At 74.1% G+C, this 18,792-nt stretch carries 18 protein-coding genes; 6 read left to right on the forward strand and 12 right to left on the reverse strand.

Features of this window, described 5'->3' with window-relative positions:
* Positions 1-762 carry a maleate cis-trans isomerase family protein gene (locus tag ABT299_RS04975; protein ID WP_190863648.1) on the reverse strand — a complete coding sequence of 254 codons (762 nt, stop codon included), beginning with the start codon at positions 760-762 and terminating at the stop codon, positions 1-3.
* A gap of 16 nt (positions 763-778) precedes the next feature.
* Positions 779-1,261 carry a DUF3830 family protein gene (locus tag ABT299_RS04980; protein WP_206700200.1) on the reverse strand — a complete coding sequence of 161 codons (483 nt, stop codon included), beginning with the start codon at positions 1,259-1,261 and terminating at the stop codon, positions 779-781.
* A 259-nt stretch (positions 1,262-1,520) separates the two neighbouring features.
* On the opposite strand from ABT299_RS04980, the gene ABT299_RS04985 reads away from it, so the two are divergent.
* Positions 1,521-2,549, forward strand: coding sequence for a D-2-hydroxyacid dehydrogenase (locus tag ABT299_RS04985; RefSeq protein ID WP_387023612.1), 1,029 nt, complete (start codon positions 1,521-1,523; stop codon positions 2,547-2,549).
* 5 nt (positions 2,550-2,554) lie between these two features.
* On the forward strand, positions 2,555-3,961 hold the full coding sequence (locus ABT299_RS04990) for an amidase (protein WP_500249803.1): 1,407 nt from the start codon (positions 2,555-2,557) through the stop codon (positions 3,959-3,961).
* Here the strand turns inward: ABT299_RS04990 and ABT299_RS04995 are convergent.
* Positions 3,948-4,961 (reverse strand): alcohol dehydrogenase catalytic domain-containing protein, encoded by a 1,014-nt coding sequence (locus ABT299_RS04995; protein ID WP_500249804.1) that lies wholly within the window; start codon positions 4,959-4,961, stop codon positions 3,948-3,950. The genes ABT299_RS04990 and ABT299_RS04995 overlap by 14 nt on opposite strands.
* A gap of 161 nt (positions 4,962-5,122) precedes the next feature.
* On the opposite strand from ABT299_RS04995, the gene ABT299_RS05000 reads away from it, so the two are divergent.
* The gene (locus ABT299_RS05000) at positions 5,123-5,818 is read left to right on the forward strand and encodes a TetR/AcrR family transcriptional regulator (RefSeq protein ID WP_387023607.1); all 696 of its coding nucleotides are present in this window, start codon (positions 5,123-5,125) and stop codon (positions 5,816-5,818) included.
* A gap of 33 nt (positions 5,819-5,851) precedes the next feature.
* Here the strand turns inward: ABT299_RS05000 and ABT299_RS05005 are convergent, their stop codons facing one another.
* Positions 5,852-6,499: a TetR/AcrR family transcriptional regulator gene (locus tag ABT299_RS05005; protein ID WP_500249805.1), complete on the reverse strand. Its 648-nt coding sequence runs from the start codon at positions 6,497-6,499 to the stop codon at positions 5,852-5,854.
* 71 nt (positions 6,500-6,570) lie between these two features.
* On the opposite strand from ABT299_RS05005, the gene ABT299_RS05010 reads away from it, so the two are divergent.
* Complete coding sequence (locus ABT299_RS05010; protein ID WP_190863663.1) at positions 6,571-7,017, forward strand: VOC family protein; 447 nt, start codon at positions 6,571-6,573, stop codon at positions 7,015-7,017.
* Positions 7,014-8,033: an aldo/keto reductase gene (locus ABT299_RS05015; RefSeq protein WP_190863665.1), complete on the forward strand. Its 1,020-nt coding sequence runs from the start codon at positions 7,014-7,016 to the stop codon at positions 8,031-8,033. The genes ABT299_RS05010 and ABT299_RS05015 overlap by 4 nt, the downstream gene beginning before the upstream one ends.
* A gap of 13 nt (positions 8,034-8,046) precedes the next feature.
* On the opposite strand, the gene ABT299_RS05020 is transcribed toward ABT299_RS05015, so the two are convergent.
* From ABT299_RS05020 to ABT299_RS05035, 4 genes are all read right to left on the reverse strand, one after another.
* Positions 8,047-8,700, reverse strand: coding sequence for a DUF1707 SHOCT-like domain-containing protein (locus ABT299_RS05020; RefSeq protein WP_500249806.1), 654 nt, complete (start codon positions 8,698-8,700; stop codon positions 8,047-8,049).
* 17 nt (positions 8,701-8,717) lie between these two features.
* Entirely contained in the window at positions 8,718-10,994 is a 2,277-nt protein-coding gene (locus tag ABT299_RS05025) for an FdhF/YdeP family oxidoreductase (protein WP_500249807.1), read from the reverse strand.
* A gap of 172 nt (positions 10,995-11,166) precedes the next feature.
* Entirely contained in the window at positions 11,167-12,255 is a 1,089-nt protein-coding gene (locus ABT299_RS05030; protein ID WP_347256959.1) for a S1C family serine protease, read from the reverse strand.
* A 174-nt stretch (positions 12,256-12,429) separates the two neighbouring features.
* A complete protein-coding gene (locus ABT299_RS05035; RefSeq protein WP_190863669.1) occupies positions 12,430-13,410 on the reverse strand; it encodes a phosphotriesterase family protein in 981 nt (326 codons plus the stop codon).
* Positions 13,411-13,511: 101 nt separating this feature from the next.
* Between ABT299_RS05035 and ABT299_RS05040 the strand changes: the two genes are divergently transcribed.
* A complete protein-coding gene (locus tag ABT299_RS05040; protein ID WP_387023594.1) occupies positions 13,512-14,138 on the forward strand; it encodes a TetR/AcrR family transcriptional regulator in 627 nt (208 codons plus the stop codon).
* A gap of 25 nt (positions 14,139-14,163) precedes the next feature.
* On the opposite strand, the gene ABT299_RS05045 is transcribed toward ABT299_RS05040, so the two are convergent.
* The 4 genes from ABT299_RS05045 to ABT299_RS05060 all read right to left on the reverse strand — a co-directional run bounded on the left by ABT299_RS05045 (position 14,164) and on the right by ABT299_RS05060 (position 18,792).
* Positions 14,164-15,066, reverse strand: coding sequence for an LLM class flavin-dependent oxidoreductase (locus tag ABT299_RS05045; protein ID WP_500249808.1), 903 nt, complete (start codon positions 15,064-15,066; stop codon positions 14,164-14,166).
* A 19-nt stretch (positions 15,067-15,085) separates the two neighbouring features.
* Complete coding sequence (locus tag ABT299_RS05050; RefSeq protein ID WP_500249809.1) at positions 15,086-16,324, reverse strand: multidrug effflux MFS transporter; 1,239 nt, start codon at positions 16,322-16,324, stop codon at positions 15,086-15,088.
* Positions 16,317-16,925: a malonic semialdehyde reductase gene (locus ABT299_RS05055; protein WP_190863675.1), complete on the reverse strand. Its 609-nt coding sequence runs from the start codon at positions 16,923-16,925 to the stop codon at positions 16,317-16,319. Before ABT299_RS05055 ends, ABT299_RS05050 begins: the two co-directional genes overlap by 8 nt.
* A gap of 142 nt (positions 16,926-17,067) precedes the next feature.
* Positions 17,068-18,792 (reverse strand): TRAFAC clade GTPase domain-containing protein, encoded by a 1,725-nt coding sequence (locus ABT299_RS05060; RefSeq protein ID WP_500249810.1) that lies wholly within the window; start codon positions 18,790-18,792, stop codon positions 17,068-17,070.

Here is an 18,792-nt window from a genome sequence, read left to right on the forward strand (position 1 = left end):
TCAGGCGGCCGTCTGGCTGCCGAGCTGCACCAGCCACTGCCCCGGACCGGCCGCCGAGCGGCCCATCGCGCGCAGCGCCGAGCACATGGTGACCTGGTTGGCGGTGAGCACCGGCTTGCCGATCATCTGCTCCAGCGGGGCGATGATGTCGTAGGTCGGCACGTTGGTGCAGCTGATGAACACCGCCTCGGCCTCCGGCCGGTCCACCGACGACACCGCGCTGACGATCTCGCCGTAGCCGACCTTCCAGATGTGGCTGAGCAGCCCCATCCCGACCGACGACACCACCTCGATGCCGTACTCGCCGAGGAACGAGACCAGCCGCTCGGTGACCGCGTCGATGTAGGGCGTCACCACCGCGATCCGGCCCGCGTTCAGCAGCCGCAGCGACTCCACCAGCGAGCCGGACGTGGTGGCGACCGCGGGCGCGCCCGCCGCGGCCATCGTCCGGTGCAGCGCCAGCTCGCCGGCCCTGCCGCGGATGAAGCTGCCGGACGCGCAGGCGTAGGCCACCGCGAGCGGCTCCGGCGCGAGCACGTCCCGGGTCGCCTGCCGGACGATCGAGTGGTCCGACAGCGCCGAGGCCATCTCGACGGTGACCGGCACCGGGACGTACGGCAGCCGGGTCATGAACAGCGACACGTCGTCGGGCGTCCACCGCCACAGCTCGCGGTCGAGCGCGAAGTCGAACGGCGCGACCACGCCGATGCCCTGCTGCGCCACCAGCTCGGGCCCGACGACCAGCGTGGGGTCGAATGTCATCTGCGCGGCCACCGCTCTAGGACTCGTGCCGGCGGTAGACCAGGCGCTCGCCGACGGCGCCGGACCGCCAGACGTCGTTGCACGCCTCGGCCATCCGGTCGAGACCGTCGACGATCGTGGCGTACACGTTGCCGGGCACCCAGCCGACGTCGCCGTTCAGCAGCAGGTTGTTGCGGCCGTAGAAGATCGCGAGGTCGATGACGCCGGGCAGCTCGTGGATGTTCTTCTCCTCCTTGAACGCCCGGTCGAGCATGCCGCCGGGGAAGGAGAAGTAGACGACGTCGCCGGGGATCGGGGTCACCGTCGGGTTCTCCAGCCCGACCTCCTCCTCGGCGAACCGCTCCACCATCGTGTAGACCTCGTTGCGCGCGTACTTGGCGTGGTACGCGTCCCCGCCGAGCGGCAGGGCGCGCCATACCGCCTCGCAGGTGCGCGGCGCGTCCTTCTCGAGGAGTTCGGCGACGCAGGACACGCCGCGCTTCTCCAGTGAGATGGTCATGAGCCTGGGCATGCCGGACCTCCCCGTGGACAGGGGTGGGCGAGAGCGTCGCCACCCGAAAGGACTCTTGCGTTAGAGCGCTCTGGGACGCGTCCTGGCCTTGGGCAATATGGTTGCGACGGTCTTGCAGCACGATCAGCGCGGCCACCTGGCGGTCCATCCCCGCTGATTGTTGACAATCCTACGAAGCGTTCCTAGCGTGTCAATGCCCCGCCATGTTGCCTTCCCGTAAATTCCGGAACACCGAAAGTGGCCGCCGATGGAGCCAGGTCCGAACGCGTCCGGTGAACCGCCCCGCGTGGTGGTGCTCCAGGACGACGTCCCGCCGCCCGCGATGGCGGCCGCCGAGCGCCTCGCGCAGGTCGTCTACGTGCGGAAACCGCAGCTCGCGGCCGCTCTTCCCGGCTGCGACGCGCTGTTCATGTGGGACTTCTGGTCGGACGCGCTGGCGGCCGCGTGGCCCCGCGAGGGCGGCCCGCGCTGGGTGCACATCGCGAGCGCCGGAGTCGACCGCCTGCTGTTCCCCGGCCTGGTGGAAGGCAACACCATCGTCACCAATTCGCGAGGGGTGTTCGACGAGCCGATCGCCGAATACGTCCTCGGCCTGGTGCTCGCCTTCGCCAAGGACCTGCCCGCCACCGTCCGCCTGCAGGGCGAGCGGCGCTGGCGGCACCGCGAGACCGAGCGGATCACCGGGGCCCGCGCGCTGGTCGCCGGCACCGGCCCGATCGGCCGCGCCATCGCCCGCCGGCTCGCCGCCGCGGGGCTGCGCGTGTCCGGCGCGGGCCGCACCGCCCGCGAGGGCGACCCCGACTTCGGCGTCGTCCACCCGATGGAGCGGCTGCACGACGCGCTCGCCGACGCCGACTACGTCGTGCTCGCCGCGCCGCTCACCCCCGCCACCCGCAACATGATCGACGCCGCCGCGCTCGCCCGGATGCGGCCGTCCGCGCGGCTGATCAACGTCGGGCGCGGGCCGCTGGTCGCCGAGGACGACCTGGTCGAGGCGCTGCGCGCCCGCCGCATCGCGGGCGCGGCGCTCGACGTGTTCGTGGACGAGCCGCTCGCGCCGTCCTCGCCGCTGTGGGGCATGCCGGAGGTGATCGTGTCCCCGCACATGTCGGGGGACGTCGTCGGCTGGCGCGACGAGCTGGTCCGGCTGTTCACCGACAACCTCGACCGGTTCGCGCACGGCCGCGAGCTGCGCAACGTCGTCGACAAGCGGCTGGGCTACGTGCGCCCGGACGCGGACGCCGCACCGAGCCCGTACGCCGGGCAGAGGAGGTAACCGCCATGACGGACGCGGCAGACCTGACCGCCGTCGAGCTGCTGGAGGCGTACCGGGCCAAGGAGCTCTCGCCCGTCGAGGCCGCCGAGGCCGTCCTCGCGCGCATCGACCGGGACGACGCGGAGCTCAACGCGTTCTGCCTGCTCGACCACGGCACCACGCTGGAGGCGGCGCGGGCCTCGGCCGAGCGGTGGCGGCGCGGCGCGACCCTCGGGACGCTCGACGGCGTGCCCGTCTCGATCAAGGACGTGCTGCTCACCCGCGGCTGGCCGACGCTGCGCGGGTCCACGACGATCGACCCCGCCGGTCCGTGGACGGAGGACGCCCCGTCCGTCGCGCGGCTGCGCGAGCAGGGCGCGGTGTTCGTCGGCAAGACGACCACGCCGGAGTTCGCGTGGAAGGGCGTCACCGACAACCCGCTCACCGGAATCACCCGCAACCCGTGGGACCCCGCCCGCACTCCCGGCGGGTCCAGCGGCGGCGCGGCGGCGGCGGTCGCGGCGGGCATGGCGCCGCTCGCGCTCGGCACCGACGGCGGCGGCTCGGTGCGCATCCCCGCCGCGTTCACCGGGACCTTCACCATCAAGCCGACCTACGGCCGCATCCCGCACTACCCGGCGAGCCCGTTCGGGACGCTCGCGCACACCGGGCCGATGACCAACACCGTCGCGGACGCGGAGCTGCTGCTGGACGCCGTGTGCGGCGCCGACGCGCGGGACTGGTCGTCCCTGCCGCCGCCCGCCGCCCCGTTCGCCGGCGCGCCCGGCGAACGGGGCGGGGACGACCTCGCCGGGCTGCGCGTCGCGTTCAGCCCGGACCTCGGCTTCGCCCGCGTCGACCCGGAGGTGGCGGCCTCGGTGGCCGCGGCGGCGGAGGCGTTCACCGAGCTGGGCGCCAAGGTGGAGCAGGCCGATCCGGGCTTCGCCGACCCGGTCGCCGACTTCGAGGTGCTCTGGTTCGCCGGCGCGGCGAAGGTCGTCGAGCACCTCGCGCCCGAGCAGCGCGCGCGGCTCGACCCCGGCCTGCGCGAGATCTGCGAGCAGGGCGCCCGCTACTCGGCCGTCGAGTACCTCACCGCGACCGCGCGCCGCATGGAGCTCGGCCGGATCATGGGGCTGTTCCACGACCGCTACGACCTGCTGCTCACCCCGACCGTGCCGATCGCCGCGTTCGAGGCCGGCCGGGAGGTCCCGCCGGGGTCGCCGTCGCCCCGCTGGACGTCCTGGACGCCGTTCACCTACCCGTTCAACATGACCCAGCAGCCCGCCGCGAGCCTGCCGTGCGGGTTCACCGTGGACGGGCTGCCGATCGGCCTCCAGGTCGTCGGCGCCCGGCACGCCGACGCCCTGGTCATGGCCGCCTGCCGCGCCTACGAGTGGGCGCGGCCGTGGAGGCGGTTCAGCCGAACGTGATGACGGACCGGCCGTGGTGGCGGCCCTCGATCATCGTGGCGAGGACGGAGGGCGCCTCGTCCAGGGTGACCGGGGTGACGTCCGGGAGGATCCCGTGCGCGGCCGCGAACGCGAGGGTGTCGCGCAGGTCGTGCGGGGACCCCGACGGGGTGCCCATCACCCGCACCCGGTTCATCACGAGCAGCCCGGGCGCCACCGCCAGGTCGTCGGCGCCGACGCCGAGGAACAGCAGGGTGGCGTCCGGGGCGACGCCGCCGAGCGCCGCCTGCGCGGGCCCGGTGCTCGGCGTGGTGTTCACGATGACGTCGGCGCCGCCCCAGTTCCGCAGCGCTTCGGCCGGGTCCTGCTCGTCGGTGGCGACGAAGAGCTCGGCGCCCCGGCGGCGCGTCTCGTCCTCGGCGCGGCGCGACCGGGACACCGCGGCGACGCGGGCGCCCATCGCGGCCGCGAACCGGATCGCCATCTCCCCGACGCCGCCGGTGCCGAGCACCGCGACGCGCGAGCCGGCCGTGGCGCCCGCGTGCCGCAGCCCGTTGAACGCGGTGATCCCGGCGCACATCAGCGGCGCCGCCGCGACCGGGTCCAGGCCGTCGGGCAGCGGGGTGACGAACCCGGCGCGGGCGATGTAGTACTCGGCGTACCCGCCGTCGTCGGTGATCCCGGTGACCCGGCGGGGCGCGCCGGTGCACAGGATCTGGTCGCCGCGCACGCACTGGTCGCAGCGCCCGCACGAGCCGTAGATCCACTGGCCGCCCACCGGCGTGCCGGGTGCGGGCCACTCCACGCCCGGCCCGAGCGCCTCGACGACCCCGCTGATCTCGTGGCCCGGCACGGTCGGGAACCGCGCGAACGGGTAGCTCCCGTGCACCAGCCCGACCTCGGAGTAGCACATCCCGCAGGCGGTGACCCGGACCAGGATCTCGCCGGGCCCCGGCTCCGGCACCTCCCGCTCGACGATCTCCAGCGGCTTGCCCTTTTCGGTGAGAACGGCGCTGCGCATCTCGCGTTCCTCTCGTAGACGGGGACGGCCGGATCGCGACCGCCTGAACCAACGATATACCCACTTCTATAGTGACGCTACATCGGGACGGGCCCGACTCCTGATATGCCCACGTCACGGTGGGCTAACGACGCTCGCCGTAGTTCTGTAACATCGATGTTGTGAGCGCGCAGAAGGACACCGACGGGCGGGACCGCATCCTGCGGGCGGCCGCCCGGCTGATCGCCGAATCCGGCGGCGAGCCCGTCTCCACCCGCGCCGTCTGCGCGGCCGCGGGCGTCGGCGCGCCCACCCTCTACCACCACTTCGGCGACAAGCAGGGCCTCTTCGACGCCGTCGCCGCGCACGGCTTCGAGGAGTACCTGGCGAGCAAGCGCGCCATGGCCGCGTCCGGCGACCCGCTCGAGGACCTGCGGCACGGCTGGGACGTGCACGTCGAGTTCGGCCTGACGAACCCGGCCGTCTACGCGCTGATGTACGGGACGCCGCGCACCACGCCCGCCGTCGACGAGGCGTACGCCATCCTGCTCGGCCTCGTCGGTGCCGTCGCCCGCGCGGGCCGCCTCCGCGTCCCGGTGGACGCCGCCGCGCAGATGATCCAGGCGGCCGGCGTCGGCGTCGTGCTCTTCCTCATCGCGAACGGGGACGACGGCGGCGGCCTGTCCGCCCGCACCCGCGAGGCCGTCCTCGCCGCGGTGACCGTCCCGGACGACCCGTCGGACGAGCCCGCTCCCCGCGGCACCCGCGCCGCCTCCGCGGTCGCCCTCCGCGCCGCCCTGGCCGCCGACCCGCCGGCCGCCCTGACGCCCGCCGAGACGGCCCTCCTCTCCGAATGGCTGGACCGCCTCACCGGCTGACCCCCGCCCCCTGCGTGCCTCATAGGGCCGGGGTCATGCGGGTTTCGGTGCGTCGGTGCCGTAGAGGGTCGAGGTCCAGGCGTTGGTGAGGACGTCGATGAGGACCTCTTCGTCGTCGAACGGCGGGACTCCGGTCGCGGCCAGGTAGTAGAGGCGCTCTCCGAGCCAGGTCAGCGAGGCGGCCACGGCGCGCGTGTCCATGGAGCCGAGCCGTTCCCTCGCGTGCGGGTCGGACTCGATGCGCGCGGTGGCGGCCTCGGTGAACAGGTCCATCTGTTCGAGCCACAGTTTCCGCAGGTCCTCGTCCGATCCCCAGCTCTCCACGATGGCCGCGAGCACGCCGGCGTTGTCGCGCCACAGCCGTGCCCCGTCGGCCACGCCCGCCCGGAGCGCCGAGACCGGGTCCTGCCGCTGGTCGATCCACGGGCGCGCCGCCTGCTGCCCCTGCGCGACGGCCTCGCGCACGAGCTCGCCGAGCACGGCCTGCTTGCTCGGGAAGTAGAAGTAGAAGCTGGCCCGCGAGACCCCGGCGGCGGCCAGGATGTCGGCCACGCTCAGAGCGTCGAAGCGGTGCTCGCGCAGCAGCTCGCGCGTGGCGGACAGGATCCGCTCCCTCAGCTCGGCGGAGGCCTGGGACGTTCCGGATCGGCGGGTGGGGTTCACGGGCCGCTTCGAAGGCATGCGCACCATCATAACCGTGCCTGAACACTATGTATGGACACAGTGTCCAGACACACTGTATGGTCCGGGTCATGACGCAGATAGCGATTCATTTGGTCGTCGGCGACCCGGACCAGGCCGCCTCCTGGTACGCCGAGGCGTTCGGGGCGCGAGAGACGAGCCGCCTCACGCTCCCCGGCGGCCGCACCCTGACCGTGGAACTCCTGCTCGGCGACACCGTCCTGGCGGTGGCGGGGGAGATGCCCGAGCGGGGCATGCGCACCCCGGCCGCGCTGGGCGGCACGCCTGCCGCCCTCCATGTCGAGGTCTCCGACGTGGACGCGGCCTCCGCCCGCGCGGTGCGGGCCGGCGCCACGGTCTTCGAACCGGTGCACGACGCTTTCTGGGGTGACCGCACCGGCCAGTTCCTGGACCCGTTCGGGCACCGCTGGGCCCTGGACCAGCACGTGCGGGACGTATCGCAGGAGGAGATCGCCGAGCGGGCCGCCGAACTGTTCGGCGGATCGGCGACGGCATGAGGTACCGCACTCTGGGGACGAGCGGCCTCCGCGTCTCCGACCTGGTCCTGGGCGCGATGACGTTCGGGGAGCAGGGCGGGGTCGGCGCGCCGATGCCGGAATGCCGGCGGATGCTGGACCTGTACGCCGAGGCCGGCGGCAACATGATCGACACCGCCGTCAACTACCGCGACGGGGCGAGCGAGGAGTTCCTGGGCGAGCTGCTGGGCCGCCGCCGCGAGTCGTTCGTCCTCGGGACGAAGTACACGGTCTCCCGCGACCGCGCCGACCCCAACGCCGCCGGGAACCACCGCAAGAACCTGCGCGCGTCCCTGGAGACCAGCCTCCGCCGCCTGCGCACCGACTACCTGGACGTCTACTGGGTGCACATGTGGGACCGGCACACGCCGATCGAGGAGACGATGCGGGCGCTGGACGACGCGGTGCGGGCGGGCAAGGTGCTGTACGTCGGCATCTCCGACGCCCCGGCCTGGATCGTGGCCCGCGCCAACACGCTGGCGCAGTGGCACGGCTGGAGCCCGTTCATCGGCCTGCAGGTCCCCTACAGCCTGCTCCAGCGCGACATCGAACGCGAGCTGCTGCCGATGGCCGAGTCGCTCGGCCTCGGCGTCACCGCGTGGAGCCCGCTGGCCGGCGGGGTGCTGACCGGCAAGTACGGGCGCCCGGACTCCGCCGCCGGCGGCCGGCTGGCCTCGGCGTCCCTCTCGGACCGGGACCACGCCGTCGCACGGGCCGTCCAGGACGCCGCCCGAGAGATCGGCGCCACGCCCTCGCAGGTGGCGATCGCGTGGACGGCGCACCGCTCCCGTGCGGTCCACCCCATCGTCGGCGCCCGCACCGCGGACCAGCTCCGCGACAACCTCGCCGCCGCCGACCTCGTCCTCCCGCCCGAGACCGTCACCCGCCTGGAGGAGGCCACCGGCTTCACCCTCGGATTCCCCGGCGACTTCATCGCCCAGACGTCCTCGTGGGTCTTCGGCTCCGCCCTGGTCGACCGGACCAGCGCGGCGCCGTAGCCCCGCGGGCGGCTCAGGTGCCGGGGTCGGGGTTCTTCAGTTCCTTGCGGAGCTTCTTCCGCTGGCGCCGGGCCTTGCGCTTGACGTCCACGCCCCCCCAGAACGCGAAGCCCCTCACGACGACCGTGGGGGAGCCGGGCGCGCCCACGGCGCTCGCGCCGTGGTCGAACCCGCCCATGACGCCGATGCCCTTGACGTGCACCGTGATGTCGTCGGGCACGATGACCTGGACGCCGCCCATGAGGGCGAACGCGCGGATCGTCACCTCGGGCCCGGTGAAGCGGGCCTCGCGCAGGTCGATCTTGCCGCCGCCCCAGAACGCGAACGCGGTGAACGCGCGGGGGACGTTCCACACGCCGGTCCGGGTGAAGCCGCTCATGACGCCGATCCCGGACGACCAGGACGGGGCGCCGTCCACCGGGCGCCAGTCGGCGCCGCCGAGGGGAGCGGGCGCGGCGTCGGCTCCCGCCGCCGGCAGGTCGCGGGTGAGCGGCTCCAGGTCGGCGTAGGTCTTCGCCGCGTACACCGCGTCCAGGCGCTCGTCGAGCTCGTCGAGCGTGAGCCGCCCCTCGCCGGCCGCGTCGCGCAGCACCTGCGCGACCCGGTCCCGGTCGGCGTCACCGGCCCGCATCTCCGGCGTACCGGCGGGCTCCGGCAGGTTCGTCATGCCCCGAGCCTAGACGGTCAGGCCGGGACCAGACGGACGATCACGGACTTGGAGGTGGGGGTGTTGCTGACCTCGGCGGTGCTGTCGAGGGGGACGAGGACGTTCGTCTCCGGGAAGTAGGCGGCGGCGCAGCCGCGGGCGGTCGGGTAGGCCACGACGCGGAAGGCGGGGGCGCGGCGCTCGACGCCGTCGGACCACTCCGACACCAGGTCGACCACGGCGCCGTCGGCGATGCCGAGGCCGGCCAGGTCCTCCGGGTTGACGAACACGACGCGGCGCCCCGCCTTGACGCCGCGGTAGCGGTCGTCCAGGCCGTAGATGGTGGTGTTGTACTGGTCGTGGCTGCGGACGGTCTGGAGCAGCAGCCGCCCCTCCGGGACGCGCAGCACCTCCAGTTCGTTGACGGTGAGGTTGGCCTTGCCGGTGGCGGTCGGGAAGCGGCGCTCGTCGCGCGGCGCGTGCGGGAGGGTGAAGCCGCCGGGCTCGCGGACGCGGGCGTTGTAGTCGGCGAAGCCGGGGACGACGCGGGACACGTGGTCGCGGATCACGTCGTAGTCGCGCTCCATCGCGTCCCAGGCGATGCCGGACCCGCCGAGCGTCGCGCGGGCGAGGCGGCAGACGATCGCGACCTCGGAGAGCAGGTGCTCGGAGGCGGGCGCGAGGCGGCCGCGGGAGGCGTGCACCATGCCCATCGAGTCCTCGACCGAGACGAACTGCGGCCCGGACGCCTGCTCGTCGCGCTCGGTGCGGCCGAGCGTCGGCAGGATGAGGGCGAGCTCGCCGGTCACCGCGTGCGAGCGGTTGAGCTTCGTCGACACCTGCGCGGTGAGCCGGCAGGAGCGCAGCGCCTTCTCGGTGACGTCGGAGTCGGGCGTGGCGCGGACGAAGTTGCCGCCCATGCCGAAGAACACCTTCGCCTTGCCGTCGCGCATGGCGCGGATCGCGTCGACGGTGTCGAGGCCGTGCTCGCGCGGCGGCTCGAACGCGAACTCCGCGGCGAGCGCGTCGAGGAACTCGGGCTTGGGCTTCTCGTAGATGCCCATCGTCCGGTCGCCCTGGACGTTGGAGTGGCCGCGGACGGGGCAGACGCCCGCGCCGGGCCGGCCGATGTTGCCGCGCAGCAGCAGGAAGTTGACGACCTCGCGGATCGTCGGCACCGAGTTGCGGTGCTGGGTGAGGCCCATCGCCCAGCACACCACGATCCGCTCCGCCGCGAGGACGTCCCCGAGCGTCGCGGCGATCTCGCCGCGGGTCAGCCCGGTGGCCTCCAGGACGTCGTCCCAGTCGAGGCCGCGGACGTGCTTCTCGAACGCCTCGAACCCGTGGGTGTGGGCGTCGAGGAACTCCCGGTCGAGGGCGCCGGGCGCGTCGGACTCCAGGAGCATCCGGTTCAGCGCCTGGAAGAGCGCGAGGTCGCCGTTCAGCCGGATCTGCAGGAACCGGTCGGCGAGCGCGGTGCCGCGCCCGGTGACGCCGGACGGCCGCTGCGGGTTCTTGAACCGCATCAGCCCGGCCTCCGGCAGCGGGTTCACCGCGACGATCCGCGCGCCGCCCTTCTTGGCCCGTTCCAGCGCGGACAGCATGCGGGGGTGGTTGGTGCCGGGGTTCTGCCCGACGACGAAGATCAGATCGGCCCGGTAGAGGTCCTCCAGCAGCACCGAGCCCTTGCCGACGCCGATCGTCTCGCCGAGCGCCGACCCGGACGACTCGTGGCACATGTTGCTGCAGTCGGGCAGGTTGTTGGTGCCGAACGCGCGGGCGAACAGCTGGTAGGCGAACGCCGCCTCGTTGCTGGTGCGCCCCGAGGTGTAGAAGACGGCCTCGTCGGGGGAGTCCAGCGCGTTCAGCTCCGTCGCCAGCAGCCCGATCGCCTCGTCCCACGACACCGGCTCGTAGTGCGCGGACCCGGCGCGCTTCAGCATCGGCTCGGTCAGCCGGCCCTGCTGCCCGAGCCAGTGGTCGGAGCGCCCGGCCAGCTCGTCCACGGTGTGCGCGGCGAAGAACTCGCGGGTGACGCGGCGCGTCGTGGCCTCCTCCGCGACGGCCTTGGCGCCGTTCTCGCAGAACTCGGCGACGTGCCGGTGGTCGCCCTCCGGCCAGGCGCAGCCGGGGCAGTCGAACCCCTGCTTCTGGTTGACGCGCAGCAGCGTCAGCGCCGTCCGGCGGACGCCCATCTGGTCGTAGGACTGGCGCAGCGCCGCCGTGACGCCGGGAACGCCGGCCGCCCACGTCTTCGGCTCCGACACCCGCAGTCCGGTGTCGTCGAAGTCATCGGCGGGCGCCTTGCGGGTCATCGTTCACATCCTCGCGGTCGGGTGCCTCCACTGTCGCACGTCGCGGGCCTTTCGCGTGCCCGCGAGTTGCGTCCAGCGGAAGCCCGAGCGCCGCGCGAGGGACGCCCGTGGCGACGCCCGGCTACCGCGGCCGCCCGGCTACCGCGGCCGCCCGGCTACCGCGGCCGCCCGGCTACTGCGGCGGGCCGTCGGCCAGGCGGAGCGTGGCGGCCGACCGGGTGCCCTGCGTGGTGAACCATTCCAGCCGGACGGTCTCGCCGGGATGGTGCGCGAGCATCAGCCCGGTGAGCGTCGTCGGCGAGTCGACCGTGGCGCCGCCGAGCGAGATGATCGTGGCGCCGACCGGGACGCCGGCCTCGTCGGCCGGGGTGCCGGGCACGACCTCGGCGACCTGGGCGCCCTGCGTGTCGCCGGAGCGGACCTTCACGCCGAGCATGGCGGTCGGGCCGATGTGCACGGTCGACGACGCCTGGCCGCGGGCGATCTGCCGGGCGATCGCGAGGGCCCGGTCGGACGGGATGGCGTAGCCGCGGTGGGTGCCCTTCTGCTTGGACTTGCCCACGGTGAACGACGCGGAGGCCGCGGTGTTGATGCCGATGACCCGGCCGCGGGTGTTGAGCAGCGGTCCGCCGGAGTCGCCCGGCCTGATCGGCGCGCTCGTCTCGATCATGCCGGTGAGCCGCTCGGAGGTGCCGTCGCTGTCGTCGCGGGCGGTGACCGTCTGGTCCAGCGAGGTGACCTTGCCGGTGACGACCGTCGGGGTGCCGCCCTTGCCGCCGGCGTTGCCGACGGCGGTGACCGGGTCCCCGACGCCCACCGCGGACGGGTCGCCGAACACGGCGGCCTTCAGCCGGGAGGCGCCGAACAGGCGGATCACGGCGACGTCGCTCTGCCGGTCGTAGCCGACGATCTGGGCGGTGTAGGAGCGCCGGTTGTCGGTGTCGGTGCCCTTGATCGTGGTGGCGCCCTGGATGACGTGGTTGTTGGTCAGCACCAGCCCGGAGGGGTCCATGACGATCCCGGTGCCGGCGGCGCGGGTGCTGTTCAGGCCCTGCTCGGTGTCGATGTTGACGACGCCGGGGCGCCGTCCGCTCGGCTTCTCGTGCTGGACGACGGGCGTCTTGACCGGCGGCGGGACGTCCTCCGGGCCCGCGCCGCCGCGGTCGAGCGCCTGGCAGCCGGGCGCGACGAGGACCAGCAGCGCCATCAGCAGCATGGGGATCGCGGCGCGGAGCCCGCGATGCTCGAAGACCTCGTTCACCGGCGCCTCCTAGCAGTTTCCACCCATGATTCCCGATCCGGGCGGATTAGTCCTTGAGACGGGTTCCTGGCCATCCCTGTGGATAACCGTTGACCACGAATCCCGTCCCAGCGGGACGCGGGCGCCGGCGATCTCTCGCGGGCGTGGCGCTGCCGGTCGGCGCGTCGCGCGCCCTCAGCGGGTGAAGTAGCGGCGCGGGTTCGCGACGAGCATCTGGTCGACCTGCCCGTCCGGCACGCCCGCCTCGCGCAGCGCGGGCAGCACGTCGTCGCTGATGTGCCGGTAGTTCCAGTTCGGCGCGAACGCCGGCACGGTCGCCGGGTCGGGGCCGAACCAGTCGATGAAGCAGCTCGCGTCGTGGCTGAGCACCATCCGGTCGGCGTAGCCGCGCTCGCACAGCGCCGCGACGGTCCGGACCCGGTCGGCGGTCGGGTTGATCACGTCCAGGCCGAACCGGTCCATGCCGAGGATCGCGCCGGTGTCCGCCAGCTCCATCAGGTAGTCGAGGTCGTTGCTGTCCCCGGCGTGCCCGACGACGACCTTGCTGAGGTCGACGCCCTCCTTGCCGAGGATCTCCACGACCGTCCGGCCCGCGTGGATCGAGCTCTCGGTGTGCACCGTCACCGGGGCGCCCGTCTCCCGGTGCGCGGCCGCGACGGCCCGCAGCACCCGCTCGACGCCGGGGGTGAGGCCCGGGGCGTCCATCGCGCACTTGAGGAACGCGGCCTTGACGCCGGTGTCGGCGATGCCCTGCGTCAGGTCGCGGACGAAGTAGCCGGTCATCGGGTCGGAGCCGGTGTCGAGCAGCGTGCCCGGCCCGCGGTGGTGGAACTGGAACGGCAGGTCGTTGTAGGTGTAGATGCCGGTCGCCGCGATGATGTTGAGCTCGGGGACCTGCTCGGCGATCCGCTGGATGCGCGGGATGTAGCGACCGAGGCCCCACACGGTCGGGTCCGCGATCGTCGTGATGCCGCGCGCGGGCAGCTCCCGGAGCTTGGCCACCGCGTCGGCGACCTTCTCCTCCTCGTCCCACCAGTCGCCCGCGCCGTAGTTCTCGACATGCTCGGCGCTGAGGCAGAAGACGTGCTCGTGCATGTACGTGCGGCCCAGGGCGGCGACGTCGACGGGTCCGCGGACGGTCTCGACTGCGGGCATCAGGGGTCTCCCTCGATCCAGGCGGGACAGGTGCATACCGACCGGTCGGTTTCTGGCAAGCTATGTCCGTGGACGCGGGCGCGTCAATGGGAGGAGCGCCGATGACCGAGACCCAGCCTACGGACGCCGCGGCGGACGGCGCGGGGGCCGCGCCGGTCCGGCGCAGCCCCGTGGAGCGGCGCATCCTGGACGCCGCCCTGCGGCTGTTCGCCGAGCGCGGCTTCGACGGGACGTCCGTCCAGGGCATCGTCGAGGCCGCCGAGGTCACCAAGGGCGCCCTCTACCACTACTTCGACTCCAAGGACGCCCTGCTCTACGAGATCTACCACTCGCTCATCGCGCGGCAGCTCGCCGACCTCGACGCCGTCCTCGCCGAGGGGCTGCCGCCGCGTGAGGCCGTCCGCCGGGTGCTCACCGGGCTGATCCTCAGCACCGCCGAGCACATCGACGAGGCGAAGGTGTTCGGCCGCGAGATGCACCGGCTCGACGACGTCCGCATGCACGCCGTCCGCGCCGACCGCCGCCGCTACCACAACACCTTCCGCGGGCTCGTCGAGCAGGGCAAGCGGGACGGCTCGTTCACCACCCCGACGCCCGCCGACACCGTCACGATCGTCGCGCTCGGCATGGTCAACCAGCTCCCGCGCTGGTACCGGGCCGACGGCCCGAAGCCCGCCGCCGAGCTGGCCGCCGAGGTCGCCGACTTCATCCTCGCCGCCCTCGACTGACGGGCGGCCGCCGCGCCGCGACGGCTCAGCGGCGGGTCTGGAGGGGCAGCGCCGCGTCGCGGACGTCGGCGAGTTCGGCGTCCCAGTCGTCCGGGGCGGACAGCGGGGCGAGGACGAACTTCGACAGGCCCGCCTCCACCAGCCGCTTCAGGTGCGCCTCCAGGCCGTCGAGGTCGGGGACGACGTCGGCGGGGTCGGCCGGGCCGCTGACGCGGCGGACGCGCGCGAACCGGGCCGCCGCCTCCTCCGGCAGCGGGCCGCGCCGGTACGGGACGACGGCGCCGAAGTGCTCCTCCTCGATCTCGCGTCCGGCGGCAGCGGCGGCGTCCTGCACCGCGATCCGGCCGCGCTCGGCCTCCGCGGGCGTGGTGAACGCGGCGAGCCAGCCGTCCGACAGCCGCCCGGTGCGGCGCAGCTCCGCGTCCGACGTCCCGCCCATCCACACGTCGAAGCCGCCCTTGACGGGCCTCGGCTCGATCCGCAGCCCGTCGTAGCGGAAGCGCGGCCCGGCGTGGACGACGGCGTCGCCGGCCCAGAAGCGGCGCAGCAGCGGCAGCGCCTCCTCGAAGATCGCGGCGCGCTCCTCGCGGCGGACGCCGAACGCCTGCTGCTCGGCGGGCAGCCGCTGGCCGAGCCCGAACGCGGGCAGCAGCCGGCCGCGCGACAGCACGTCCAGCGACGCCAGCTCCTTGGCGAGCAGGGCGGGGGAGCGGCCGGGCACCGTCATGACCGCGGTGCCGAGCTTGATCCTGGACGTCAGCGCCGCCGCGTGCGTGAGCACGACGACGGGATCGAGCGTCGGTCCGGACGCCCGCTCGGACACCCAGAGCGAGTCGAAGCCCTCGCGTTCGAGGCCGAGGACGAGGGCGGTGAGGGAGTCGGGTCCGAGCGCGCCGGACGCGGGGGCCATGCCGATGCGAACGATCACGTCCCGACCGTACGCACGGTCAGTTCGCTGACGCAACCCTCGACGGCGCGGCCGCGGCGACGGCGGCGGCGAGCAGCGACAGCACCGCGATCGTCACGGCCATGGGCACCGCCGTGCGCGGCCCGGCGATCCCGGCGAGCGGCCCGGCGGCCCCGCCGAGCGCGAACTGCGACAGCCCGAGCAGCGCCGACGCGCTCCCGGTGACCCGCGGCGGCCGGCCGGCCAGTGCGAGCGCCGTCGCGTTCGGCATGATCAGACCCTGCCCGGACGCGACGAGGAACAGCGCCGGCAGCACCGCGGGCAGCCCGCCGCCGGCCAGCACCGCGCCGAGGAGCAGCAGCCCGCCCGCCGCGACGGTCGCCAGCCCCGCCGCCAGCAGCCGGCGCAGCGCGACGCGCCCGGCGAGCCGCCCGCTGAGCTGGCCCGCGACGACGATGCCCAGCGAGTTCACGCCGAACGCGACGCTGAATGCCTGCGGCGACAGGTGGTAGATGTCCTGCAGCACGAACGGCGAGCCGGAGATGTAGGTGAACAGCGCCGCGAACGCCAGCGCGAGGGCGAGCGCGGGGCCGACGAACGACCGGTCGCGCGCGAGCGCCCCGAACGTCCGGACGGTCGCGCGCAGGCCACCGGTCTCCCGCCGCTCCGGCGGCAGCGTCTCGCCGAGCCCGGCGAGCGTCGCCAGCAGCAGCGCGACGCCGATCCCGGTCAGCACCCCGAACACGCCGGGCCACGGCATGACCCGCAGCAGCTGCCCGCCGATGACCGGCGCCAGGATCGGCGCGAGGCCGTTGACCAGCATCAGCGAGGAGAAGAACCGCGCCGCCGCCACCCCGTCGTACAGGTCCCGGACGACGGCGCGCGCGATCACGATCCCCGCCGCCCCGGCCGCGCCCTGCACGACCCGCAGCGCGATCAGCGTCTCCACGGTCGGCGCCGCGACGCACAGCAGCGACGCGACCGCGTACGCGGCCAGCCCGGCGAGCAGCGGCCTGCGCCGCCCGAGCGCGTCGCTCAGCGGCCCCGCGACGGCCTGGCCGGCGGCCAGCCCGACCACGCAGGCGGTCAGGGTGAGCTGCGCCTGGAACGCCCCGGTCGACAGGTCGGACGCGACCCTGGGCAGCGCCGGCAGGTACATGTCGATCGACAGCGGCGCCATCGCGCTCAGCGCGCCCAGCACCAGGACCAGCACGACCCGCCGGTCCGCGCGGGCGGCCGCGCCCGCGGGCGCGGCCGTCCCGGCGGGGGGTTCAGACAACCTTCACCGCCTGCTCGAACTCGAGGCGCGGGTTGCGGGGGAACCAGGCGTCCGGGCCGGGCCGGCCGGCGTTGACGACGGCGATGGCGCGCTGGTTGCCCTCCAGGAACTCCTTCTCGACGGCCTCGGCGTCGAAGCCCGCCATCGGGCCGGCGGCCAGGCCGGCGGCGCGGATGCCGAGGATGAGGTAGCCGAGCTGGATGGAGGCGTTGAAGCGGGCCATGGCGGGGCGGCCGGGGCTGTCGTGCAGGGCCTCGCGGGCGCCCTCCTTGTGCGGGAAGGTGACCGGGAGGTGCTCGTGGAAGTCCTCGTCGGCGGCGACGATGAGGGTGAGCGGCGCCGACGCGGTCTTGGCGCGGTTGCCCTCGGCCATCAGCGGCAGCAGCCGCTCGCGCGCCTGCGGGGTGCGGACGGCGACGAGGCGCAGCGGCTGGGCGTTCATCGCGGTCGGCGCCCACTTGACCAGGTCGTAGATCGCGCGGAGCTGCTCGTCGGTCACGGGCTCGGAGCTGAAGGTGTTGGCGGTGCGGGCCTCGCGGAACAGCAGGTCCTGCGCGGACGCGTCGATGGCGAGCAGCCCTTCGGGCGCGATCGTCGTCATGTCTCCACCTCTCGGTCGGCTGGGGGAGCCGGCGGGGTCGGCCGGTTCCGAGAGGCTGTAACCGGATGACGGTCCGTTATCTGCCGCGTCAGGGAGTGGGATCCGTCACACCCGGGACGCGCCGCGGGACCCGGCGGCGCGTTCAGTACGGGAACCGTTCGGCGGCGGCGACCACGGCGCCGGTGACGGCCGCGACGGTGAGCACGGACAGCCCGCACAGCACCGCCCAGCGTCCGGCCTGGTAGCCGGCGGGGACGCGGGCCGAGCCGCGCCCGCGGACCGGCCAGGGGGCGCGCAGCGGCGCGGTGCCGGGGACCTCCTGCGCGTCGCCGGCGGTGAGGGGGTGGTCGCCGCCGGACGGGGCGGCGGGGGCGAGCCCGGACGCCCAGCCCAGCAGGTCCGCGACGTCGGCGGGCTCGGTGGCGAGGCCGGAGGCGAGGTAGCGGACCTGCCCGGCGACCTGCTCGAGGGTGCGGACGGTGTTGCCGAGCCCGACGCCGCCGAGCCAGGCCCGGACGTCGCCGTCGTGGCCGAGGCAGCGGCCGATCTCGGTGCGGACGAGCAGGTCGGCCTTGGTGACGATGACCGCGACGCGCTTCTGCCGGCCCTGGTCGGACCGGGAGCGCAGGTCGTTCAGGACCCGCTGGAGGGTGTCGGCGGGGTCCTCCTCCGAGGAGGCGGCGGCCTGGTCGACGAGGTCCCGCTCGTCCTCGGTGAGCGCGCGGCGGACCTGCGGGAGCGCGAACGGGTCGACGACGAACAGCAGCGCCTCGCCGTGGTCGAGGTAGCGCAGCGACTCGACCTCGGTGGCGCCGGTGTAGTGCTCGCCCGCCGGGTCGAACAGGTACAGGATGCGGCGGGCGCGGCCGGGCAGGTCCACGTCGACCATGGTGGCGAGCGGCAGCTCCGGGCCGGTCTTGGCGGGGCGCCCGCCGCTCTGGAACTCGCGGATCGCGCCCGCGTACGCCTGCGCGTGCCGCTGCTCCACGAACGCCAGCCGCCCCTGGACGGACCGGGCGCGCGCGTGCAGCGCCCGGATGCCGAGGAACATGAACGTGGTCTTCCCCGCGGCGGGCCCGCCGACGAAGGGCAGCGGCTCGACGCGGACGCGCCCGATGCGCTCGGGGAGGCGGCCGCCGCAGTGCGGGCAGTACGCGGCGAGCCGGAACCGGCCGAGCGGGACGGTCGTGGGGAGCCGCGCGCCGCACCGGCACACGTGCCGGAACGCCCCGGCGGCCCCGGGCGAAAGGCGCCGGTGGCGGGCGCCGCATCCCGGGCACTCGTACTCGGGCAGGCCGATGCGCTCGTAGCAGAACGGGTGCGGGCAGGTCTGCAGGATCCGCCCGTACGCCATGAAGACCCGCTCGACGGCCGCGAGGACCAGCACGCACGCCAGCCACGCCCCCAGCCCGACCGCGGCGACGACCCCGTACAGGACGGTCAGCGCCAGCACGAACCCCGCCGCCGGGACGGCCGCCGCCGCGATCCCCGCGCACAGCGACAGCCAGATCGGGAACGCGAAGAACCCCCACGGCCCGCCGAGCAGCGTCCGGGTGAGCCGGACGACGATGCCGGACGCGATCCGGTACACCTGCGGGACGACGGTCCGGCTGATCGTCCACCAGTCCCGCCACACCTGGACGAGCAGGTAGTTGCGGTAGGCGACGTCCGGCGGGGCGACGGGGGACGGCCCGTCGAGCGCGGACGGCGCCAGCGTGCGGCAGGCGTTCAGATAGTAGAGGCCGAGCGCGGAGGCGCCCGCGACGATCAGCGTCGCGGGGAACAGCACCGGGAACACGTACCAGAACCCGAGCCACATCGCCCCCGCCCACACGGCGACCAGCAGGAACGCGATCAGGATCTGCAC

The sequence above is a fragment of the Spirillospora sp. NPDC000708 genome (assembly GCF_040299565.1).
Lineage (GTDB): Bacteria > Actinomycetota > Actinomycetes > Streptosporangiales > Streptosporangiaceae > Spirillospora.

What these genes read in the sequence shown, in the direction of transcription:
- ABT299_RS04975 (WP_190863648.1), bottom strand. Translation starts at nt 762, where the DNA reads ATGACATTCGACCCCACGCTGGTCGTCGGGCCCGAGCTGGTGGCGCAG.
- ABT299_RS04980 (WP_206700200.1), bottom strand. Translation starts at nt 1,261, where the DNA reads ATGACCATCTCACTGGAGAAGCGCGGCGTGTCCTGCGTCGCCGAACTC.
- ABT299_RS04985 (WP_387023612.1), top strand. Translation starts at nt 1,521, where the DNA reads ATGGAGCCAGGTCCGAACGCGTCCGGTGAACCGCCCCGCGTGGTGGTG.
- ABT299_RS04990 (WP_500249803.1), top strand. Translation starts at nt 2,555, where the DNA reads ATGACGGACGCGGCAGACCTGACCGCCGTCGAGCTGCTGGAGGCGTAC.
- ABT299_RS04995 (WP_500249804.1), bottom strand. Translation starts at nt 4,961, where the DNA reads ATGCGCAGCGCCGTTCTCACCGAAAAGGGCAAGCCGCTGGAGATCGTC.
- ABT299_RS05005 (WP_500249805.1), bottom strand. Translation starts at nt 6,499, where the DNA reads ATGCCTTCGAAGCGGCCCGTGAACCCCACCCGCCGATCCGGAACGTCC.
- ABT299_RS05010 (WP_190863663.1), top strand. Translation starts at nt 6,571, where the DNA reads ATGACGCAGATAGCGATTCATTTGGTCGTCGGCGACCCGGACCAGGCC.
- ABT299_RS05015 (WP_190863665.1), top strand. Translation starts at nt 7,014, where the DNA reads ATGAGGTACCGCACTCTGGGGACGAGCGGCCTCCGCGTCTCCGACCTG.
- ABT299_RS05020 (WP_500249806.1), bottom strand. Translation starts at nt 8,700, where the DNA reads ATGACGAACCTGCCGGAGCCCGCCGGTACGCCGGAGATGCGGGCCGGT.
- ABT299_RS05025 (WP_500249807.1), bottom strand. Translation starts at nt 10,994, where the DNA reads ATGACCCGCAAGGCGCCCGCCGATGACTTCGACGACACCGGACTGCGG.
- ABT299_RS05035 (WP_190863669.1), bottom strand. Translation starts at nt 13,410, where the DNA reads ATGCCCGCAGTCGAGACCGTCCGCGGACCCGTCGACGTCGCCGCCCTG.
- ABT299_RS05040 (WP_387023594.1), top strand. Translation starts at nt 13,512, where the DNA reads ATGACCGAGACCCAGCCTACGGACGCCGCGGCGGACGGCGCGGGGGCC.
- ABT299_RS05055 (WP_190863675.1), bottom strand. Translation starts at nt 16,925, where the DNA reads ATGACGACGATCGCGCCCGAAGGGCTGCTCGCCATCGACGCGTCCGCG.